The organism is Draconibacterium sp. IB214405, from assembly GCF_033963885.1.
GTDB lineage: Bacteria > Bacteroidota > Bacteroidia > Bacteroidales > Prolixibacteraceae > Draconibacterium.
On record NZ_JAXBMA010000008.1, the window covers coordinates 18,162 to 40,104 of the forward strand.

At 37.5% G+C, this 21,943-nt stretch carries 27 protein-coding genes; 18 read left to right on the forward strand and 9 right to left on the reverse strand.

Annotated features, from left to right (window positions below; translation table 11 throughout):
* Positions 1-65: 65 nt before the first annotated feature.
* Entirely contained in the window at positions 66-767 is a 702-nt protein-coding gene (locus SLH46_RS20870) for a hypothetical protein (protein WP_320283168.1), read from the reverse strand.
* Positions 768-772: 5 nt separating this feature from the next.
* A complete protein-coding gene (locus tag SLH46_RS20875) occupies positions 773-1,444 on the reverse strand; it encodes a hypothetical protein (RefSeq protein ID WP_320283169.1) in 672 nt (223 codons plus the stop codon).
* 376 nt (positions 1,445-1,820) lie between these two features.
* Here SLH46_RS20875 and SLH46_RS20880 point away from each other — a divergent pair, with 376 nt between their 5' ends.
* From SLH46_RS20880 to traN, 9 genes are read left to right on the forward strand one after another with little or no spacing between them, the layout of a single operon-like run.
* Positions 1,821-2,129: a DUF4134 domain-containing protein gene (locus tag SLH46_RS20880; RefSeq protein ID WP_320283170.1), complete on the forward strand. Its 309-nt coding sequence runs from the start codon at positions 1,821-1,823 to the stop codon at positions 2,127-2,129.
* Between the two features lie 3 nt (positions 2,130-2,132).
* On the forward strand, positions 2,133-2,474 hold the full coding sequence (locus tag SLH46_RS20885; RefSeq protein ID WP_320283171.1) for a DUF4133 domain-containing protein: 342 nt from the start codon (positions 2,133-2,135) through the stop codon (positions 2,472-2,474).
* Positions 2,459-4,957, forward strand: coding sequence for a TraG family conjugative transposon ATPase (locus SLH46_RS20890; RefSeq protein ID WP_320283172.1), 2,499 nt, complete (start codon positions 2,459-2,461; stop codon positions 4,955-4,957). Before SLH46_RS20885 ends, SLH46_RS20890 begins: the two co-directional genes overlap by 16 nt.
* A 20-nt stretch (positions 4,958-4,977) precedes the next feature.
* A complete protein-coding gene (locus SLH46_RS20895; protein ID WP_320283173.1) occupies positions 4,978-5,607 on the forward strand; it encodes a DUF4141 domain-containing protein in 630 nt (209 codons plus the stop codon).
* Positions 5,607-6,605 (forward strand): conjugative transposon protein TraJ, encoded by a 999-nt coding sequence (traJ, locus tag SLH46_RS20900; RefSeq protein ID WP_045029408.1) that lies wholly within the window; start codon positions 5,607-5,609, stop codon positions 6,603-6,605. The genes SLH46_RS20895 and traJ overlap by 1 nt, the downstream gene beginning before the upstream one ends.
* A gap of 12 nt (positions 6,606-6,617) precedes the next feature.
* Entirely contained in the window at positions 6,618-7,241 is a 624-nt protein-coding gene (gene traK, locus SLH46_RS20905; RefSeq protein WP_320283174.1) for a conjugative transposon protein TraK, read from the forward strand.
* A gap of 4 nt (positions 7,242-7,245) precedes the next feature.
* Positions 7,246-7,512 (forward strand): TraL conjugative transposon family protein, encoded by a 267-nt coding sequence (locus SLH46_RS20910; protein ID WP_320283175.1) that lies wholly within the window; start codon positions 7,246-7,248, stop codon positions 7,510-7,512.
* Entirely contained in the window at positions 7,496-8,779 is a 1,284-nt protein-coding gene (gene traM / locus SLH46_RS20915; protein WP_320283176.1) for a conjugative transposon protein TraM, read from the forward strand. The genes SLH46_RS20910 and traM overlap by 17 nt, the downstream gene beginning before the upstream one ends.
* A gap of 31 nt (positions 8,780-8,810) precedes the next feature.
* A complete protein-coding gene (gene traN / locus SLH46_RS20920; protein WP_320283177.1) occupies positions 8,811-9,692 on the forward strand; it encodes a conjugative transposon protein TraN in 882 nt (293 codons plus the stop codon).
* Between the two features lie 46 nt (positions 9,693-9,738).
* On the opposite strand, the gene SLH46_RS20925 is transcribed toward traN, so the two are convergent.
* The 4 genes from SLH46_RS20925 to SLH46_RS20940 form a co-directional block, all read right to left on the reverse strand.
* Positions 9,739-10,773 carry a hypothetical protein gene (locus SLH46_RS20925; RefSeq protein WP_320283178.1) on the reverse strand — a complete coding sequence of 345 codons (1,035 nt, stop codon included), beginning with the start codon at positions 10,771-10,773 and terminating at the stop codon, positions 9,739-9,741.
* Positions 10,774-11,033: 260 nt separating this feature from the next.
* Positions 11,034-11,486: a JAB domain-containing protein gene (locus SLH46_RS20930; protein ID WP_320283179.1), complete on the reverse strand. Its 453-nt coding sequence runs from the start codon at positions 11,484-11,486 to the stop codon at positions 11,034-11,036.
* A 325-nt stretch (positions 11,487-11,811) separates the two neighbouring features.
* Positions 11,812-12,036 carry a hypothetical protein gene (locus SLH46_RS20935; RefSeq protein WP_045029394.1) on the reverse strand — a complete coding sequence of 75 codons (225 nt, stop codon included), beginning with the start codon at positions 12,034-12,036 and terminating at the stop codon, positions 11,812-11,814.
* 10 nt (positions 12,037-12,046) lie between these two features.
* Positions 12,047-12,184: a hypothetical protein gene (locus SLH46_RS20940; RefSeq protein WP_303924947.1), complete on the reverse strand. Its 138-nt coding sequence runs from the start codon at positions 12,182-12,184 to the stop codon at positions 12,047-12,049.
* A 1,148-nt stretch (positions 12,185-13,332) separates the two neighbouring features.
* Here SLH46_RS20940 and SLH46_RS20945 point away from each other — a divergent pair.
* The 9 genes from SLH46_RS20945 (at position 13,333) to SLH46_RS20985 (ending at position 19,873) form a co-directional block, all read left to right on the forward strand.
* Positions 13,333-13,701 carry a hypothetical protein gene (locus SLH46_RS20945; protein ID WP_320283180.1) on the forward strand — a complete coding sequence of 123 codons (369 nt, stop codon included), beginning with the start codon at positions 13,333-13,335 and terminating at the stop codon, positions 13,699-13,701.
* A 48-nt stretch (positions 13,702-13,749) separates the two neighbouring features.
* Entirely contained in the window at positions 13,750-14,538 is a 789-nt protein-coding gene (locus tag SLH46_RS20950) for a S1C family serine protease (protein WP_320283181.1), read from the forward strand.
* 5 nt (positions 14,539-14,543) lie between these two features.
* Positions 14,544-15,314 carry a DUF6602 domain-containing protein gene (locus SLH46_RS20955; protein WP_320283182.1) on the forward strand — a complete coding sequence of 257 codons (771 nt, stop codon included), beginning with the start codon at positions 14,544-14,546 and terminating at the stop codon, positions 15,312-15,314.
* 118 nt (positions 15,315-15,432) lie between these two features.
* Positions 15,433-15,945, forward strand: coding sequence for a GNAT family N-acetyltransferase (locus tag SLH46_RS20960; protein WP_320283183.1), 513 nt, complete (start codon positions 15,433-15,435; stop codon positions 15,943-15,945).
* A 168-nt stretch (positions 15,946-16,113) separates the two neighbouring features.
* Entirely contained in the window at positions 16,114-16,461 is a 348-nt protein-coding gene (locus SLH46_RS20965; protein ID WP_320283184.1) for a hypothetical protein, read from the forward strand.
* A gap of 165 nt (positions 16,462-16,626) precedes the next feature.
* The gene (locus SLH46_RS20970) at positions 16,627-17,571 is read left to right on the forward strand and encodes a toll/interleukin-1 receptor domain-containing protein (RefSeq protein WP_320283185.1); all 945 of its coding nucleotides are present in this window, start codon (positions 16,627-16,629) and stop codon (positions 17,569-17,571) included.
* A gap of 118 nt (positions 17,572-17,689) precedes the next feature.
* The gene (locus SLH46_RS20975; RefSeq protein WP_320283186.1) at positions 17,690-19,066 is read left to right on the forward strand and encodes a DUF4099 domain-containing protein; all 1,377 of its coding nucleotides are present in this window, start codon (positions 17,690-17,692) and stop codon (positions 19,064-19,066) included.
* A gap of 107 nt (positions 19,067-19,173) precedes the next feature.
* On the forward strand, positions 19,174-19,608 hold the full coding sequence (locus SLH46_RS20980; RefSeq protein WP_320283187.1) for a DUF1896 family protein: 435 nt from the start codon (positions 19,174-19,176) through the stop codon (positions 19,606-19,608).
* Positions 19,598-19,873 carry a hypothetical protein gene (locus SLH46_RS20985; protein WP_320283188.1) on the forward strand — a complete coding sequence of 92 codons (276 nt, stop codon included), beginning with the start codon at positions 19,598-19,600 and terminating at the stop codon, positions 19,871-19,873. Before SLH46_RS20980 ends, SLH46_RS20985 begins: the two co-directional genes overlap by 11 nt.
* Positions 19,874-19,940: 67 nt before the next feature.
* Here SLH46_RS20985 and SLH46_RS20990 read toward each other — a convergent pair whose 3' ends face one another.
* Genes SLH46_RS20990 through SLH46_RS21000 form a run of 3 tightly spaced genes read right to left on the reverse strand, consistent with a single transcriptional unit; the run spans position 19,941 to position 21,920 of the window.
* A complete protein-coding gene (locus SLH46_RS20990; RefSeq protein ID WP_320283189.1) occupies positions 19,941-21,071 on the reverse strand; it encodes a type II secretion system F family protein in 1,131 nt (376 codons plus the stop codon).
* Entirely contained in the window at positions 21,068-21,550 is a 483-nt protein-coding gene (locus tag SLH46_RS20995; protein WP_320283190.1) for a PulJ/GspJ family protein, read from the reverse strand. The genes SLH46_RS20990 and SLH46_RS20995 overlap by 4 nt, the downstream gene beginning before the upstream one ends.
* Positions 21,537-21,920 carry a hypothetical protein gene (locus SLH46_RS21000; RefSeq protein ID WP_320283191.1) on the reverse strand — a complete coding sequence of 128 codons (384 nt, stop codon included), beginning with the start codon at positions 21,918-21,920 and terminating at the stop codon, positions 21,537-21,539. Before SLH46_RS21000 ends, SLH46_RS20995 begins: the two co-directional genes overlap by 14 nt.
* Positions 21,921-21,943: the final 23 nt, after the last annotated feature.

Sequence of the window (21,943 nt, forward strand, 5' to 3'; positions counted from 1 at the left end):
TAAAGGTTTCTTTACGCTAATAAAACTCTTGTTTAGTCTGTTTTAGTGGTGCTTCAAAAAGGAATTTAGTTTACATATTTTTGAATTAAATGAAAATCATCTTCTAAATCAAAGCTTAATTTCAAATGTTTTAGGTATACCGGAGGCTTCTTGCCAATATCTGTTTTTCTGTTAAAGTTCGCCAACCAACAATCAAATCCATCAGCATATTTTATATCTGTGACAAAATGAGTAAAAACCAAGTATTTATTTGCTTCTATATTTTTATGGTACAGAGGAGCATGCTTACAAATATTACTCCCCGCATCTTTGATTTTAATAAACCCCCATTCAATCAGTTGATTTTTAAGGATTTCTATTTTATTGTTATGCTTGTAATATGCATCAGTAATTAAACGTAATTTATGTGCCTCTTGGGAATTTATATCAGTCATCAGATATTTAAACAATCTGGTTTCTTTAATTGGGTTTTTCCCATAATACCATTCCATTATGTCAAAATGATGAATGTCGTCAGGTAAGTGCAGATATTCCTGATTTTTGAGGAAGTCATGAAACCTATCCTTTATTTTCAAAAATGAAACTGAGACTAGTTCGTTCTCTTTTTTTAAGAAATAACAGCGACGATTATCCAGAGTACACGACCTATAACCGAATTCTTTCAGTAGCGCGTAAATATTATTCTCATTGTTGGAATTATGCCTAATACGATTCCTACCATTTTTATACCGGACTACTTCGACGAAACGGGCAATATTTTTGTTCATAACCATCAGTTAAATAGATATTTTGTCAATTCTAATGTATTCTGATTTGCTCCAATAGGAGCGCAGTTCGCGATTACTTCAACGGCCTCTTGCTTTCTCACATATTCACCATATAATTCAGGAAATGTAGTTAACCACTTTTTTGTCCCTTTTGTAAAGTTTTCATTTAGTAGGTTCACTTCTGAGCTCATTTCCCATTGTATTGTTTCATTACCAATCCTAAAGCCAATTTTATATACATCTCTTGCGTCAGTACGTGAGAGGCCTACCCATTCAGCTTTTTTTATTTTCTCAATTTTTTCAAAGATATCCGAATATCTGTTCTTAGATTTTCTGTAGCCAGTTTTAGGCAAAATGGTATGGCATTGATCAATAAGGTTAACCTCTTGCAGCTGTAGCTGACTCAATCGTGTAAATCCAATTGTAGAAAGCTCATTGTTGAATACGATTTTATCATCGAATAGGTGGAGGTATTCATTTATGCAACTTGTGATTTGATTTTTATGTTTTTTTGAATAATAATTATCCCAATTCAAATTAATTTTATTAATCGTTTCTTTTATTGTTTTAACAAAAGTTATCGGAGTGTTTTCTTCTTCTAAATATTGGGATTGTCGGGCGAATAAAAGTTTTAAAATAAATTCCTTTTCAACAGAACTAAAGGTGATTGTCTTCATGCAATAAAGTCTTAAATTAAATTGTATTAAATTCGTCTAAATTTCGCAAAATATTATCTAACGACTTTGGCTCCGTAACTGAAATTATTAACAAAATACCTCACTGCTTTATTTTTTTTCATCCCAACCTGCGCCAAACACCGCCACAAACAACCACTTACATCCAGCTTTATTTTCCCCAGCTTTTAAGCCCATACATTTGGTTCAAAAGCAGCAAAACCGCTGTCTGAAAACGAACTAAATGGTATGCTCATGAAAGAAAAAGACTACGGGTAAAATTTGGTCTTTCCCAAAGTGGTATTCACCACACATCAATCAAAAAATCAAAGTAAAACAGTCTCTGGTCTGGGGGACCGGGGAGCAAAATCAAAATGCTATGAAACAAATCAATTCATATAAAATATCCATCACCTTATTCTTCACCTTTCTGGCAACTGCCATTTATGCCCAGGGCGATGGCTCAGCCGGAATCACCGAAGCCACCAATATGGTCACCTCGTATTTCGATCCGGCAACAAAGCTGATTTATGCCATCGGTGCCATCGTGGGATTGATCGGTGGTGTAAAAGTGTACAGTAAATTTTCAAGTGGCGATCCCGACACCGGAAAAACTGCAGCCGCCTGGTTTGGTGCCTGTATTTTCCTGATTGTTGCTGCCACCATTTTACGTTCTTTCTTCCTGTAAGCTATGGCAGTGTATTCCATCAACAAAGGGGTAAATAAGCCCGCCGAGTTTAAAGGTCTGCAAAGCCAGTACCTGTTTATTTTTGCAGGTGGCCTGTTGGGCACATTTGTGGTTTTCATCGTAATGTACCTGGCCGGTATCAACCAATGGTCCTGTATTTTTACCGGGCTTATTTTGGCATTTGTGGTTGTCTGGCTCACCTTCTCATTAAACAGAAAATTCGGGCGTTATGGGCTAATGAAATTACAGGCGACGCATAATTTTCCGCGCCGAATTATCAACCGTAGGAGTATTCACCGTTTGTTCAAAACCAACAGAAAGGAGGCAGTATGCGAAACACATTAAAAGCTGCCACTTTGGAAAGCCGGTTTCCTTTGCTTGCAGTGGAGCAGGGGTGTATTATCAGCAAAGATGCCGATATAACCATTGCTTTTGAGGTAAAGCTCCCGGAGCTATTTACGGTTACAACGGAAGAATACGAAGCCATGCACTCGGTATGGAATAAGGCAATAAAGGTGTTGCCCGACTATTCCATCGTGCATAAACAGGACTGGTACATCAAAGAGAACTACAAAACCGAAGAGCCACAACAGGATTTAAGTTTTTTAAGTTCTTCGTTCGAACGGCACTTTAACGAGCGTCCGTATTTAAACCATACCTGTTATTTGTTCCTAACCAAAACAACCAAGGAGCGCAGCAAACAACAAAGCACTTTCAGTAAACTGGGCAGGGGATTTATCGTGCCCAAAGAGATAAAAAATAAGGAAACAGTCCTTCGTTTTGTGGAAGCTGTAACCCAGTTTGAGCAAATCGTTAACGACAGCGATTTCATAAAGCTCAGGCGTTTAACAGCCGACCAGATTACCGGGACTGATGCCCATGAGGGAATAGTGGAAAAGTATTTTTCACTTTCCCACGGGCATGACAATGTTTTGAAAGATCTTACATTAAATCCGGGAGAACTGAAAATCGGCGACAACTTACTGATTCTTCATACGCTCTCTGATTTAGATGATCTGCCTGCTAAAGTATCTACAGAAAGTCGCTACGAAAAACTTTCAACTGACAGGAGTTCCTGTTTACTTTCGTATGCAGCTCCTATAGGGTTGCTGTTACCATGTAACCATATCTATAACCAATACATTTTTATCGATGACCATACTGCCAATCTCGCCCGTTTCGAGAAAATGGCGCGTAATATGCTTTCACTCTCCAGGTACAGCCGGGCCAACCAGATTAACAAACAATGGCTGGACGAATACCTGAATGAAGCACACAGCAAAGGATTGGTTTCGGTTCGCATGCATTGCAATGTACTGGCATGGAGTGACAGATCCGAAGAGCTACGCCAAATTAAAAACGATGTGGGCTCGCAAGTTGCCCTGATGGAATGCAAACCACGTTATAACACTGTTGATGTTCCTACCCTGTATTGGGCAGGCATCCCCGGTAATGCAGCTGATTTTCCTGCTGAAGAATCGTTTTACACGTTTACAGAACAGGCTTTGTGCTTTTTTACCGGCGAAACCAATTATCGAAGTTCACTATCACCGGTGGGCATAAAAATGGTGGATCGTTTAACCGGTAAACCTTTGCATCTGGATATTTCCGATCTGCCGATGAAAAAAGGAATAATCACCAACCGGAACAAGTTTATTCTTGGCCCCTCGGGCAGTGGAAAATCCTTTTTTACCAACCATATGGTACGGCAATATTACGAGCAGGGAACACATGTTCTTCTTGTCGATACCGGAAACAGCTACAAAGGTTTATGCGATTTAATACATTATAAAGCCAGGGGCGAAGACGGGGTTTACTTTACGTATACCGAGGATAACCCGATTGCATTTAATCCGTTTTACACCGACGATGGTGTGTTTGACATTGAAAAAAGGGAAAGCATAAAAACGCTGATCCTTACCCTCTGGAAAAGCGAGGATGAGGCACCCACACGTTCCGAAGAGGTGGCATTGTCAAATGCGGTTAGCCTGTATATCGAGAAGTTAAAATCGGACGGTAAGGTGGCTCCGTCTTTTAATACCTTTTTTGAGTTTGTGCGCGATGAGTACACGGAATTGCTCCGATCGAAAAAGGTGCGCGAAAAAGACTTCGATGTAGCCAATTTCCTGAATGTACTTGAACCTTATTACCGGGGCGGAGAATACGATTACCTGCTGAATTCAGACAAACAAATGGACTTGCTGAACAAACGTTTTATCGTTTTCGAGCTGGATAATATAAAGGATCATAAAGTGCTTTTCCCCATCGTAACGATCATTATCATGGAAGCTTTTATCAACAAAATGAGGCGATTAAAAGGCATCCGCAAGATGATATTGGTGGAGGAGGCATGGAAGGCCATTGCCAAAGAAGGAATGGCCGAGTACATCAAATATTTATTTAAAACCGTACGCAAATTCTTTGGCGAGGCAATAGTTGTGACACAGGAAGTAGATGATATTATTGCTTCGGAAATTGTAAAGGAAAGTATCATCAATAATTCCGATTGTAAGATCCTGCTCGACCAACGCAAGTACATGAATAAGTTTGCCTCCATTCAGGAGCTGCTTGGTCTTAGTGAAAAAGAAAAATCACAGATTCTATCCATCAATCTGGCCAATCACCCGCAACGTCACTATAAGGAAGTCTGGATTGGCTTGGGAGGTGTACAATCTGCGGTTTATGCCACCGAAGTCTCTTTGGAGGAATACTACACTTACACCACCGAAGAAACCGAGAAACTGGAACTTACCCGTTTAACCGAACAATTGGACGGGAATATTGAGCTTGCCATTAAACAACTGGCGGCAAGCAAACGCAATTCTTAAATCTTCAAAACAACAAGAACATGAAAACAAAATTAATTATAGCCGGGCTGCTGATCATGCTTGGTTCGTTAAACCTGAAAGCGCAGTGGGTGGTAAACGATCCGATTAATACAGCAACAAGTATCGCCAATACGGCCAAGGAGATTATCCAAACTTCCAATACCGTTTCCAATGTGATCAAAAACTTCAAAGAAGTGAAAAAGGTGTATGAACAGGGCAAAGCCTATTACGATGCGCTAAAGGCCGTAAACAACCTGGTTAAAGATGCCCGAAAAGTACAGCAAACCATTTTAATGGTTGGCGAGATTACTGACATCTATATAAACGCTTACCAGCGGATGTTGCAGGATGAAAACTATTCGCTGGAAGAGCTGGGGGCAATTGCCTTTGGCTATACCAAACTACTGGAAGAAAGCGCCTACCTGCTGAATGATCTGAAAGGCATTGTAAATGCCAGTACACTATCGCTGACCGATAAAGAGCGAATGGATGTGATAGACAGTGTTTATGATTCGGTGAAACACTACCGGAATTTAGTAAGCTATTACACCAATAAAAACATTGCCGTTTCGTACCTACGGGCGCAAAAGAAAGGTGATACCGAAAGGATGCTGGCACTGTATGGTGATTCAAGCGAAAGGTACTGGTAATGGATTTTGACAACCTACATCAGATATTACGCAGCCTCTACCTTGAGATGACACCCCTGTGCAGCAGCATGGCAGGTGTGGCAAAAGGTATTGCCGGTTTGGGGGCATTGTTTTATGTGGCTTCGCGTGTGTGGCAGTCGCTGTCACGCACCGAGCCCATTGATGTTTACCCGCTCTTACGTCCCTTTGCCATCGGTCTCTGTATCATGTTTTTCCCCGGTTTTGTGTTGGGGACGATCAACGTGGTGCTTAGCCCCATTGTCGTTGGCACCAACCAGATGCTGGAAGCACAGACTTTTGATATGGAAAAGTACCGCGATTTAAAAGAGGAACTGGAGGTAGAAGCCATGAAACGAAATCCGGAAACCGCTTACCTGGTCAGTAACGAGGAATTTGACAAGCAGCTGGAAGAACTGGGGTGGAGTCCGTCGGATCTGGCAACCATGTCAGGAATGTACATCGAGCGCAGTTTGTACAACATGAAAAAGAATATCCGCGATTTCTTCCGGGAAATTCTGGAATTGCTGTTTCAGGCAGCGGCTTTGGTAATTGATACCATCCGCACCTTTTTTCTGATTGTACTTTCGATACTTGGTCCGATAGCCTTTGCCATCAGTATTTACGATGGCTTTCAGTCCACTATGACACAATGGTTCTCGCGGTACATTTCGGTGTACCTCTGGTTACCGGTTTCCGATTTGTTTAGTTCCATCCTTGCCCGTATCCAGGTGCTGATGCTACAGGCCGATATTGATAAACTACAGGCCGATGCTACGTATTCAGTCGAAGCTTCCAACGGCGTTTACATTGTATTTATGATTATCGGTATCATCGGGTATTTTACTATTCCAACCGTTGCCGGATGGATAATCATGGCCGGTGGTATGGGGAATTATGGTAAGAATGTAACATCGTCGGCAGGAAAAACTGCGTCAATGGCTGCAGGTGTTGCCGGTGCATCGGCCGGAAATATGACAGGAAAACTAATGAAAAATTAATCACAAAAAATTATGGAATTTAAATCATTAAAAAATATCGAAACAAGCTTCAGGCAAATCCGTTTTTTCGGGCTGGTGTTTATTCTGCTCTGTGCAGGCATTACCGGATATTCGGTATTTAGCGCCTATAGCTTTGCAGAACAACAACGGCAAAAGATCTATGTTCTTGACAAGGGAAAATCCCTTATTCTTGCCCTTTCACAGGATCTGGCACAAAACAGACCGGTAGAGGCACGGGAGCATATCCGGCGTTTTCACGAGTTGTTTTTTACGCTTTCACCCGATAAGAATGCCATTGAGTCAAACATCAACCGGGCCATGTTTCTGGCAGATAAAAGCGTGTATACCTATTACAAAGATCTGCTTGAAAAAGGCTATTTCAACCGGATTATTTCAGGGAATATCAACCAAACGCTACAAGTAGATAGTGTGGTTGTTGATTTTATGAACTATCCGTACACGGCATCAACCTATGCCCGGCAAGTAATTATTCGTGAAAGTAATATCACAGAGCGAAACCTGGTAACACGATGCAGTCTTATCAATTCGGTTCGCAGCGATAATAACCCACATGGTTTTACAGTGGAGAACTTCGAGGTAATACAGAACAACGATATTCAAACGATAACAAGGTAGTACCATGAAGAACAGATTTTCGGAGTTGAAACGGCTTAGCCGTGAAAAACTCAAAGGGAGTTGTGACAGAATTCCTGAGAAAAAACGACGAAGGGTGGTATTGGGGATGTGTGTTTTATTTACGCTTCTGTTCGCTTTTGCTCTTTGGGATTCGTTCCGGGATGCGAAAGTAAAAGACCTGTTTCAGATTGAACACATCACCCCACTTGACTTACCACAAGACAGTATCATTAATCACTTAAAAGATTTAACAGATGGACAAAAAGAATAAAACACTCCTGAAGCCGGGACAAAAGCAAATGCTAAAGAAGTACGCGGTATTTGCTTTGATGTTCCTTGTTTTTGGGGCAAGTCTGTGGCTGATATTTAAGCCATCGGACAAAGAGGAAAACAAAACAGTAGTTGGTTTGAATACAGAGATCCCACTACCGCAGGAAGAGGATCTGCTGAAGAATAAAATCAACGCCTTCGAGCAGGCAGCACTCATTCAGCAAAAGCCGGTGCGCTCGCTGGATGATTTCTCGTCGATGATTAAAAAGGATGAACCTGCCAAATTTGACTTGCTTTCCTCTGCAAAAGCTGAAAATAGCTTGTCCGAAAAATATTCGGGAAGTGAGCACCCAAAACGGGCAATTCAGCATTCAGCTTCTGCTTACAACAATATAAACAAAACCTTGGGCAACTTTTACGAAAAACCAAAGGCGAATCCTGAAAATGAAAAGCTAAAGGCAGAGCTTGAAGCTTTGAAGCAACAACTGGCAGAAAAGCAGGAAGACAACAGTATCGATGAACAACTGCTGTTGATGGAAAAATCGTACCAGATGGCGGCTAAATATATGCCTAACAATGCGCCAATACAACCAAATGTAGCGGTTTCCGAAACTGGTCTCCTAGTGAGACAGCAAGAAGAAGAGAAGATCGTCAAGACAGTTCTGGTTTCAACAAAAAGTACAGCAACGGCATTACAACAAACGGTTTCTGATTCGGTATTTCTAAAGCAGGTCTCACAGCCCCGAAACTATTCATTTATATCGGCAGGAGACAAGCAGGAAACTACAGAACGTAATACCATTAATGCCTGTGTAAACAGCACACAAAAACTGGTTAACGGGCAAAATGTTCAGCTACGATTACTGGAAGCGATTGAAACCGGTGGACTCCATTTTCAAAAGAATGCCTTGATTACAGGTATCGCCCGAATACAGGGAGAACGTTTGCATATTTTTATCAATTCGCTGGAACAAAACGGAAATATCATCCCGGTGCAACTCACAGCTTACGACACCGACGGACAGCCTGGACTGTTTATTCCCGGTTCGGTTGAGGTCAGTGCTTTAAAGGAAATTACTGCCACCATGGGACGCGATGCAGGGACAAGCATTAGCATCAATCAGGGTACAACTGCAGGCGAACAACTGGCAGCCGATGTGGGGCGAAGTTTTATACAAGGGACATCACAGTATGTTTCCAAAAAACTCCGAACCACAAAAGTCACTCTAAAAGCCGGGCACCGAATATTGCTGATGCCTGCCAAATAAAATACAATTCATTCATTTTAAATCATTCGTCATGAAACAAATATTATTCGCGATAATACTACTTAGCAATTTTTCACTTTTTGCTCAGAACCAATTTAGCAAAGTCATCTCTGAAGACAGGGTCATTTCATCCTACAACATTGAAGTAACCTATAATAAAACTGTCCATATTCTATTCCCGGCAGCCATAACCTATATCGATCTTGGTTCTTCAAATATCATAGCGGGGAAAGCCGATGGTGCAGAAAATGTGGTCCGGGTAAAAGCTTCGGTAAAGGATTTTAAAGAAGAAACCAACTTTTCGGTAATAACCGACGAGGGCAGTTTTTATTCGTTTATTGTCAACTACGCTGAAAATCCTGCAAAGTTGAATATCGAAATGAAGGACTTCCTGCATGAATACAAACTGGGAAACAAGCCGGACAATTCAGTGGAGATACAACTTGCTGAGCTTGGAAACAAAACACCACAGAACATACAATTGGCTATGGAGAAAATTTACGGGACCAGGAAGAAACAATTCAAAAATATCTCTAGCAAACAATTTGGAATTGAGTTTGCGTTAACCGGCCTGTACAGCCAGGACGGTTTGATCTATTTTCGCACCGAACTGGAAAATACTTCCGATATTCCATTTAAAATTGATTTTTTAACCTTTAAAATAGTAGACAAGAAAGTGGCCAAAAGAACAGCCATTCAGGAGACGGTTATAAAACCAGTTCGTGCTTTTAATAACCTGACTTCTATTGAAGGCAATTCTGCAGAAGCAACGGTTTTTGTTTTCGAATCATTTACGATCCCGGACAAAAAGGAATTGGTAGTTGAGCTGTTTGAAAAGAATGGGGGAAGGCACCAGCGTTTTATTATAAAAAACAAGGATTTGATAACAGCGAGGCCGGTCAATCGGTTTTGATGTATTTATAGGGTTTGTAAATTGGAAGGTAACTTCGGTTGCCTTCCTATATTTTCTCATAAGCCATCAATAATCTTTGCGTATCAATTCCATCAATAATGCAATACCTCCTAATATTATCAAATCTTGATGCAAACGCATCCATGGTCTTATAAATCTCCGCTTTAATATAGTGGCAGTGTTGTAGAACTAATATTTCCGCTGGTTCATCAAACAGTCGAACAATTTGATTTCCATTAACACCTAAATCTTTAACTGTCATTTGATGGAACTTTGATGGTCCTTTTAGCAAGAACGCAGCATTGTATCTTTTTCCATCAATATGAATATGATTGGTAAATAAATCCGAAGATTCTCCTCCCCAGTCTTTAGGAATATTATTTTCATATAATATTTCTGCAATTGAGTGTTTAATTCTTTCTTCTGAAATATCCTTGTTCTTTTGAATATCAAGTTCTTCGTAATCATGAGGAACACATTCTACTTGATTAAATTCGTCAATTTCACTAATATCAAGTTTTAATGAAGGTGAATCATATTCATATAAAATTTCATCTTTCAAGAATCGATCACTAATAAACATTGGCCTTAATACAATTTCATTTTTTTGTATTCCATCAATATATGCCACTATGAATTTACTTTTATGTCCAGATAACCTATCTGTTGCACTACACCAATGCACGTGTTCATAGTTGTATTTCCCCTTTATGGTTTTATTATATCTTTTGAGATGGATGTGAAATTCCGCGTAAGCTGGTAATTTCCCTTTTTCAAAATCTTTACTTGCCTTTACAATCCCTTTGAAATAAAAATTATTATAAAACCAGATTACTTGCCCCTTTTTTAGTTTAGAGTTGGTTATCAATAATTCTTCCAGAGATTTAATTTTCTTTGCTGCAAAATATTTCGTTATAACTTCAGTAAATGAATCGTTAATAAAGGTTTGTTTCAGGTGATCATCATAATGTTTAGTATTTTGAAGCAATGTCGATAGAATCGTTTTATGATAGGAGTCCAGGAGCTGAAGAATTAATCTTTGATGAATAAAGAATTCATTAAAACGGAATACGTCTTTCATTATAAGTGTATTAAAGTATATGTATATGGCCCTTAAAAGATAGAAAATATTTTTAATCCAAATTTTCATTTTTTATGATTCGTGTACTATCCTCGTTCATTAATCATTTGATACAAGAATTGTTTTTGAAAATCACAGGGTAGAATCCTGACTGTATTGTAAAGAACAATGAGCTGGGAAACAAAGGTTGTCGAGAAACTTAAAGCACAAAAAACAAGGGCTACTCAATGCGAGTAGCCCTTGTTTTCTATGAAGTGGATTTATAACAATCCATCATCAGCAAAACTCAGATAGCTTTCATCTGTAACAATCAGATGGTCCAGAAGACTTAAATCAATCAACTTACATGCGTTTTTAAGTTTTTCGGTAATTTTTACATCAGCCGCACTTGCGGTAAGGTTACCACTCGGATGATTATGAGAAACAATCAATGAAGATGCATTTGCTTTTAATGCCAGTTGCAAAATTATTTTTACATCGACAACGGTCCCGGAAATTCCACCTTTTGAAATACAGGATACACCAAGAACTTTGTTGCCACGATTTAACAGCATTACATAAAACTCTTCATGGTGCTGAATACAATCTTTAAAAATGTGTTTGAAAATATGAGCTGCATCTTTTGATGCGCCAATTTGAGGTCTTTCTGATGCTTTTACTTTGTCAGTATAAGACACTTTAATTTCGGAAACTTTGAAATAATCAATTTTCATAACAGTAAGCTTTAAATTGTTAAACAATAATTTTATTGCTCACCATTCACAGGATAGCAGGGACTTCAGGCAAGGTTTTGATTCGGAATACGCTTTTCGTTTTTAGGAACTAAAAGGAAGATTATGAATCAAATCCAGCGGATTTAACCTTGTTGTTTGTCCATGTTACTCCTGTATTTTTGCGATTAAAATTAAGGGATCAATCATTACCAACAGGATCCTTTAAGAAGGTTTTTTGCTTCTTTTTACCGCACAGGCTCATGAAAAAAGAAGCAGGGCGATAAGGCCCTGCATTATAAGGTGTAAAAACTATTCTTCTGAACAATTAAAGCGCTATCAATCCAAAAAACATGGCAAGAGTTACCGCAACAACTATGGCAATACCAAGGATAACAACTATCATATTTTTGGCAAATTCAATCAGGAATAAAATTGCGATATAAGCCAGTAAACAATACCAGAAACTTAATCCGGTAATATAAGAAGCCAGTACGATAACAATGATTCTGAAAATCCATCGAAATGGTAATTTGTTAACTTTTTCTCTCATTTGGGCAGTTTTAAAAGGTTGATAATTGTGATGTTATAAGCAATACAAAAACAATTCCAAACTCACCTATGCGGATTCCGGAGGAGAGTGAGTTTTGTTTTTCGTTACTTACATTTTCAAAATATTTATTTCTATTCTTCTTTTCCATATTTCATTCGTTTAAGATTATGCGTCTTTCCATTGGGTCGGTCGTTGTTGTTTTGTGGCCCGGTTAAAAAAGCAGTGTTGGATCTGCAAGTTTTTTGCAGGAAATACTATTCGACGACAGGAGGTTGGAGATTTTCTGCAAAACTGCAGCCCTGAACTTGCAGGCTCCAAAAACACAGTCTTTATTTTGCCAACAGAACAACAATGGCCGGACGGAAAGCACATTCTTAAATTGGAATGCGGGAAAGAAGAATCTATAAATTGAGTAAAATGATAAAAGTACTTTATCAAAAGTCAGTAAGCTACAATTCTAAATCGAGTGGAGGCAAAAACAAGTGTAAGGTTTGAATGTACTGAAATGAGGTCTGTGAGAACAGGGTGAATGAGGGAAATGAAAGCCTTTCTCTTGTGTGCGGTGCCGGAGGTTACTGAATGCAGGGAGTGTTCCGGGTGTACTCGGAGAAACTTCCCAGAATGAAGTTTCCATAGGCACAGGAACAGTAATCTGAATTTTAACGGGTGGGCAGAAGGCAAATGTATCCCTGGAATAAATGTAGGGGATTCTTTTGCCGCGCGATGCCAAAGGCTTTTCGATTGAGCAGTTTCAATCCACCGGAATACTGCGAATCATGAGCAGCGGTGTGGTTGAAAATGCGATTTGAGAAATGCCGGGGCATGGGAAATTGCTATCAGAAGCATTCCAGCGGCGACGAACCCTAATATGAGTTTAACCCACCACAAAAATACGGACTGTACGTCATATAGTTTGTTTGCTGGCTGCAGTTGTGTTACACTGGTTGCACAAGAATTTTACCCCTGCTGCAAAACTGCGTAGGGGGTCTAAGAAAAATTTTTTGCCATTTGCAGCGCTGCGGCAAGCCATCCACAAAGTTTGCTGGCCAATTACACGGCTGCAGGAAGCCTGTAATCAAGGAGTTATAGCAATGAGGAAATTGCATTGCACTTGGGAAACCGCATGTGATAAGGTCTTGGGGCTAAAGTCCGCAATTAATAGATAACGGTAACCATAATAAGTAATGTTTCCTCCCGATTAAGAGGAATAACATTATCTTTAGGATTGAGATAATTAAATAACATTACTTGTTGATGATGCTCACTAGTTATGGCGATATTAAAATAATAACAACCATGAGAAATTTTATAATTCTTATTTGTATCTCATTCCACTTTTTGTCTTTTAGCCAAACTCCAAAGACATATAGCGAATGGGAAAATCTTTTTACGGAAAGAATTTCTGAGATTGATGAAATTGAAGGAATTTATAAAACAACTTGGTACGTTAGCAAATATTTGGACGGAAATTTATTGGTGAAAGAGGAAAGCGAGGACTGGAATGATAGTAAACCTTATACCGTCATTTTAAAAGTTGATAATGGTTATAAACGATTTTCAGTACACGAGAAATATAGTCTAGAAGATGATGTAATAATAAAAACATTCAATGGCAGTCGGTTTATCAAAAAAAGTGCACCAATTGACGATAATACATATCGTTAAAATCCTGAAATTCATTATGCTAATGGACAATTCTATACTAAATACACTTTGACTTATTCTGAAACTTTAAATGATTATGAAGGCATTTATTATGACAAAAATGTAAATAAAAAAGAATTAGAAATTTTGGCTCGTAGAACCAAAATTCATTTTGAGAAAGAAAGCATAAAATTATTTCCTACAAAAGATATGATTATTGAATCCAGACAAAGAAAATTGAAAACTTCCGCTTCTGGATTTGCAATAACAACAAACGGAATTATTGTTACAAATTATCATGTGGTAGAAAATGCCGAAAGTATAAAGGTTAAAGGAATAAATTCCAATTTTGATAAATCGTATAATGCAAAAGTCGTTGTATTTGATAAAAACAATGATATTGCATTGTTAAAATTAACTGAATCAGAAACAATGAAATTATCAATTCCATTTACTCTGAGAACAGAACTCGCAAAGGTTGGTGAATCAATTTATGCTTTAGGTTATCCGTTAAGAGCATCCATGGGAGATGAAATTAAGTTAACCAATGGAATAATTAGTTCTAAGACTGGATTTCAGGGAGATGCAACAACATATCAAGTTTCTGCACCCGTTCAGCCTGGAAATAGTGGCGGACCTTTATTTGACAATAAAGGTTGCTTAGTTGGAATTGTTAGCTCAAAGCACGCTGAAGCAGAGAATGTTACATATGCAATTAAAACTAATTATTTGGTGAGCTTATTAGAATTACTACCCAATAAACCAAATCTTCAAAAAACCAATTTGTTGGAAGGGAAAGAACTATCCGATAAAATCGAACAAATTAGCAAGTTTGTATACATAATTGAAATAAACTAATTCTTATGGTAGACTATTTTAGGTTGGTCAGTGACGAATTATTAATCAAATTATCACAAACCAAACAATTCATAAAAAAGCATAATCCCACAATTGGAGTCTTGACAGAAGAAATACTTAGGTCTTTTCTTAAGACTTATTTGCCCAATAGTGTAAGCGTAGAGCAAGGATTTATTTTATCAGAAAATGGGGAAATGTCTAAACAATGCGATATTCTAATTTATGATTCCTTATACTATGCTCCTTTTTACCGAATTAATGATATTGTAGTAGTTCCCTCAGAATCTGTGCTTGCAGTAATTGAAGTAAAAACAACATTAACGAAAAAGATTTTTCATAAGGTAATCGAGTATTTTGAATCATTTACTTTTAACCAAGACATTAAGAAATATCTTTTTGTTTATTATTCGACTGGGATTACAAAACTTAGTGAATACTTTCATAGCTACAAGCACGTTGGAGATTATCAACAGTTTGACCATGATTCTTTCCAATTCTTACCAGACGAAATTACAGGTATCAACGATTCTTTTCACTTAAAAAAAGATTACGTTGTAATATCTCGTGACATGATGGGTTATAGTTCATACTTTTTTGAGAATGAAGAGGGAACAGAAATTAGTGCTTTACAGAACTTTTTTATTTCCATTTATTCCTTGGTTGAGGAATATAATGAGAGAAATAATAAATCAATGAATTCAAAAAAAGATAGAGATTCATACTATAAAAAAGGAGAATTAAAGAAATATGCTGCTATTGAACTATTTGATATGTAGCCACAACACAATGCCATATTGCAGGGCTGCCTTCGGCAGTACACCAACTGCGAAATGAGAATCCGCCCCGACAACATTGGCCAACCGATAGCAGCAAGCTTAAAAGACCTAAAAATATATGGAAATTAGAAAAGTAAATATTCAAGATATTGATGAATTAGAAGAAATCGGAAAATTGACTTTTGCCGAGACTTTTTCTTCCGAAAACAGTGAAGACAATATGAAAGAATATTTGGAAAACGGATTTTCGACTGAAAAACTAACAGCAGAACTGACTGACCCAAACGCTGAATTTTATTTTGCCCAACTTGACAGAAAAACAATCGGATATTTAAAAGTAAACGTTGGACAATCACAAATCGAAATAAAGGACAAAAACGCACTCGAAATAGAACGTATTTACGTTCTAAAAGAATTTCACGGGAAAAAAGTCGGACAAATCCTTTACGAAAAAGCGATTGAATTAGCTAAAGCAAAAAATGTGGAATATGTTTGGCTGGGAGTTTGGGAACAAAATCCAAGAGCAATCCGATTCTATGAAAAGAATGGATTTGTAGCATTTGACAAACACATCTTCAAACTCGGAGATGATGAACAGACCGACATAATGATGAAACTAAAATTGAAATAAAGAAGCAGCAGTAAACAAAGTACATATTGCGGGGCGGTGTTCGGTGCTACGTCGATTGCGGATTCTAACAACGTCATTTTTATCAGAGAACAACATATTCTTGCGGACATTATATAGATGATTTTCAAGAAATATTATAGCTAATACAGGAATACAAAAAATAGCATCATGTATCAACCCAAAAACAAAATTCCACAACTACGCCGTGAAGTAGTTTTAAAAAACATCAAGCCTTTTACCAAGGCGCATATAGCCAGTCGCTTTTCCGAAGCTCAAAACATGTTGGTATTTGATTTACTGGAAAAGCTGTTAGATCGTGAGCCAACTGCTAGGGATTACGATAATATAGAACGTGTTCAAAGTTTTAAACACGATGGCGATGATGTCTATTATTGCGGGGTTAAAATTGGCAAACTTGTAATAGGAGGCGATAAAAATATGTTTTTGTCGCTTCTAAAACGAAAGGATATTTACGCTTATTTTATTCCGGATGATGGAGTGGAGGATAGTTTCTAAATACCAACAAAAAGAATCAAGAGTACAAATTACACACGTATCTGCAATTTGAATATGTTGGGGTATGGAAATTGGGGACAAATTACTATTATGAGTTCGCCTGAAATGTAATTTCTGATACTTTTACCATATTGAAATTTTCTTAACACATTGTTTAATTAAACCATGAAAATATTTATCAGCCATTCCTCAAAAGATAAGAAGATAATAGATTGTTTTGTCACAAATATTTTAATTCTTGGATGCGGAATTAACGAGAGTGACATTTTTTGTACTTCAGTTGATGGTTTGGGAATAAGGACAGGGGATGACTTTAGAATCCATATAAGGCAAAATCTGCTAAAAGCGGACTATAGCTTTCTATTTATCTCAAATAGTTATAAAGCAAGTGATATCTGTTTAAACGAAATGGGTGCAGCGTGGGCACTGGATAATGTGGATGTTAAGCCGTTTTTGCTTCCTGGTATAGGATTTCATTCTATAGGTACTTTATACAGTGTTAAGCAGGCTGCAAAGTTAGATGATTCGTATGCTTTAGATGAATTATTCTCAGAATTAACAGAGCGATACAAAATCGAAAAGAAAATATCCAGATGGAATAAATCAAAAGAGGATTTTCTTGCTGTATTGAATCAAGTGAGAAAATCATACATCGATCCAATTCATCCAACGCCTCATGAATTCTTTTCGGAGTTTGTTCAAAGAAATGCTAATATCAATGAGCTGTTATTAGCTTGTCATCCAACCTTGCTAGACTGTAGAAAGATATTTAGTCAGGATTATTACGTAAAGAGTTTTGAGATTTATTGCAAAATATTTGTTGGTATTCTTGAAGAACCTATAGCTCCGCTGTATCCTGAGAAAAAGTTTTTCAAAATTACACGATTAAGTACGTCCGGAATATTATCAGGCGAAGATGATGCTCCAGGAGGAATGGTTGAGGCCGTGAAGTATGGAGTATTTAATTATAATGTCAAATTTTATAGTGTCGAATTCCTGGAGAGTGAGGAAACTAATTATGGAATTGGGTACAAATATTTTTGTTATGTGAACGAAAGATGGGTATTTATTCCTAAACCATATTTTAAGGATATTCTGAAATTAGATTGAGTTGACATCCAGGCTAACTACGCCACTTTAACCCACCCAAAGCCAAATACTTCCAGCCTAACAGTTTTAAGGCCAATCAACGATACATTCGCTTTTAAATCATTAAAAGAAATGTATCATGGAACAAAAAAACAATGACCAGGAAGTATTACTGGTTAAAGAGAAAAACGAAAACAAACTAAAAGCCGTAAGTGGTTTTGATGAAAAAGGCAAACTAAAAACAGAGGCTCCCAAACAGGCCAATGCAGGTAGTTTCTTAAAAATCGATAGGCACAGTAATCCGCTGGAGAATTTCTTCACCAATTTTAACCGCCAGTATAAAAATCCCACCGATTTTCAGTTTTTCAAAGCACCTTCCAACCTGGTGGAAAAAACTGCAATCGTTCTGGAAAAGATGTTAAAGAAACCGGATACACCTTCCAACAAGGAGATGTTGGAAAAGCATGAGGTAAAAACAAGCGACTTTTCGAAAGAACAAACTCAGGAGAAACGGCCCAATCTGATTGAAGAGAACAAAGTTGACTGGTCACAATTGGAAATGCTGGGTGTCTCAAAAGATTTTCTGAAAAACACAAAAAATCTGGAGCCCATGTTAAACTACCAGAAGTCACCAGGTTTGATTCCGATCACCATTAAAACCGATAACCTGAACATCCGCACCGATGCACGGTTGGCCTTTCGTCAGGACGAAAATGGTGATTTTAAACTGGCTGTTCATGCCATTCGCAACAATCCCGAACTCGACCGTCCGTATTTTGGCGTCACCTTAACTGACGAGGACAAACAAAACCTGCTGAAAACCGGAAATGCCGGAAGAATTGTGCATCCACAGTACAAAGAGGGAGAGAGCACACCGGTATTTTTATCCATTGATAAACTCACCAACGAATTGGTTGCCGCACGGGCAGATAAAATAAAAATTCCCGATGAAATTAAAGGCGTTAAGCTCGATGAAAACCAAAAGAAAGAGTTGGCCGAAGGACGCTCAATTTACGTGGAAGGTATGACCGCCCGTAGTGGTAAAGAGTTTAATGCTCACCTGCAAATTGATGCCGATAAACGAGGTATAGGTTTCCGATTTGATAATCAGCAGCAGCAAGGTCAAACACAAAACGAACAAAAACAGGTGCGTATTCCCAATTCTCTTCTTGGAAAGGAACTGACCGAGGACCAGCAACAGAAACTGGAAAAGCGGGAAACCATCTATGTTGCCGGAATGAAAGACAAAAAAGGCGAAGAGTTTAACGCTTACATAAAGGTTAACGACGAAAAAGGTAAGCTGGATTTTTACAAATGGAATCCTGATAAAGCCCAAACCAAAGGTGCAGAAGTAATACCGGATAACAAGAGCAAAACCCAGGTAGCGGTTAATTCTGAAGGTAAAACTAATGAGGCGACCAAAGACGTAAAAGAGGCACTGAAAAAGGATCAGGTGAATCCGACGGAGCGTCAGCAAACCACTAAACGAAACAGGGCCAAATCGCACTCCATGTAAAATCCAATTCAATAGAATTTCCTTTTTATCAAAGCGTTCGGATTAACTCCGGGCGCTTGTTTTTCCCTCCTCACATCATAACATTTTAAAATTCTAATTTAAATGTCATGAAAACAACACCTAAAGAACTCTCATGGTTTAAGTTGTCATTGCTTCACTTTTTATACGAAAGTCATCCTGAGTTAACAGACGATAACGATCTGCTGAATACCCGTAGTGATCTCGCGGCAGAATGTTATTCGCAGGCCGTTAAAAACGGGCACAATCATCAGGAAGCAGAAGAACTGGCACATAAAGAGTTGTACAAAGGGCTTCACTTTTCAAAACACGATACCCTTGTAACTATTATCTGGAATGAGTTTCCGGGAATAATCCCTTTGGAAGAAGCTAAAGAATTTGCCGTTCGGTTTCTGCCGGAAGCAGTTCCGGTTTTTGAGAAATACAGGCTAAATGATGAGTTTGCTTTTAGCTCAGAGTTCAACGACTTGTACACCGAACTTACAGGAGCTATCGAAATCTGGCTGGAAGAACATGAGCTTTAATAAAGAACAGCACCTGCGTGCAAATATTGAAGCCATTAAGCTTTGCTTTCGATTGGAGAAAGAAAATCGGAAGCCGACGACAGAAGAAACAAAAGCCCTGAAACAATATTCCGGTTTCGGAGCTTTAAGATGTATTCTTAATCCGTTAGAAAATCTGTCGGATATTGCCCGGTGGCCCGATTCTGAAGTAGGGTTGTTTCCAGCGGTTATGGAGTTGCATGATGTTTTGAAGAGTCTAGTTCGAGAAGTGGTAGCTTTGGTTTGATTAAGATTTATTTGATTTTAGTGTAAGTTTTGCTATTACTAATCTAGTCGCTATAGCTCTTTAATAATCATCCAATAGAATTAGAAAGTTGAAACATAGGTAAATACATTGCAATTAACATCGCCCCAACCGTCAAACCCAAGAAGATAATTATTAACGGTTCTAAGAAGGTATTTAGTGCATTAGCTCTCATGTCAACCTCGTCAGAGTAGTATGAGTGTAGTTTTTTAAAGAACTCATCTAGTTTATTAACTTCTTCACCAACTTTCAATAAGGAAATCATTTTTGCATCAAAAATTTTGTGCTGAGCTAAACTCTTATGAAAATCATTGCCATCAATAAGTTCTACCTCAATTTGATCTAATGCAATCTGTATAGGGTAGAACGAAATCATCTTTTTTACTAAGTTGATTGATGTAACCAAGGGGATTTTTGCCGAAATCAAAAGAGACATGGCGGAACAGAATCGTGCCATATATATACTTGTGGTCATATTACCCAAATAGGGAATTTTTATAGTTATCAATTGTCTGGTCTTTTTTATTTTATCGTGATTCCAAAAAACTATAAGAAGGAGAGATATCGAAGTGATTACTAGTGCAATAATTAGGAGATTATTTTTTAAGGTACCTGAAATATTAATAAATATTTTTGTAAGAAGAGGCAGATCACTTCCAAATCTTTGAAATATATTTGAAAACATTGGAACAATAAATGTTATCATGAAACCTGTTGCAATTAATGATGCTAGGAGTATAACAATAGGATAGGAGACACTTTTTACAATTTGTCTGATCATTTTAACGCGCTCAGAAAAGAAATCTGCTAATTGTTTTAATACATCCATTAATCGTCCGCTTTCTTCACCTATTTGTATACAATAGAATTCATATGCAGTAAATTGTTTGGAGTTTTGCATACTTTGGGAAAGAGAACTCCCTTCAACCAGATCATTTACTAAGTTTTTGAAAATCTTTTTTTCTTCTGATTTATTTTGTTGTTCAATAAAAACTTCCATGGAATCTTTTATATCCATGCCCGCATGTAGCATTGAATAGAGTTCAAGATAAAATACTTCCTTTTTTTTATTATTCAGCTTATTGCCAAAAATGTCTTTAGTTACAAGATGATAGAAAGAATCTGGATTGATCTTCTTTCTGTTTTTGTGCCGTTTTAGAACTAATCCCTGAGAATTCATCTATTTAATGAGTTATATCTAAATTTTGAATCATATTCTTTCCGAAATACAAGTTTGAGTTCTTCTTCCTCAGGTAGCTGCAACACCATATTGATTGAACTAACAGTGAAACTTTTTTCTTCACTTAATTCAAGATAACGATAGCTTATATTTGTAATGTTTAAATCAAAGTTATCTCTTCTTCCATTTGTATTTCTTATAATGGAATTATGATTAATCTCATATGTTATTTCAATTGAGTCTCCTCTATGGATATTAATTGTATTTCCTTTTCCCACAACCATGTATGCATTTTTAATATCTGATCTCAGTTGTCGGTCTAATAATACAATATCGCGCAACCACTGGTTTTTGTAATTCCATTCGTTGTATTTTTCTGTAATAAAATTGTAGCCTGTCCAAATAAAAATTATTAGTAAGGAGCCTACTACCAGAGATACAGTTAGCTCAATTAAAGTATAAGCATTAATCCTTTTCATGCCTTATATAATTTTTTAATACTAATATTTCCTTTCCTGTTCGATCTGTAACCTTAATTTCAAATTGAAGCAGACCTGGTTCATTTTCTACCGATATAACTTTTTTCTGTAGATTGAGATTATTTAGCTCAATGGCCTTATCTTCGAAATTTCTCTCAAGCATTTCTTGGGTTAGGAAACTATATGCCTTTAGGTGAGCTTTATACTCTCTAATCATGAAGTTTCCACTCATTGAGTTCAGAATAATTGTAAAAGCAAAAAAGAATACAATGTTCGCAAGAAGTAATGAAACAATTGTCTCTAAAAGCGTAGAACAAGATATTCTACCATTAAAACTATTGATATTAAATGTGTGAGTACTTCTTTTCATTACCAGTGTTTATATCAATATTG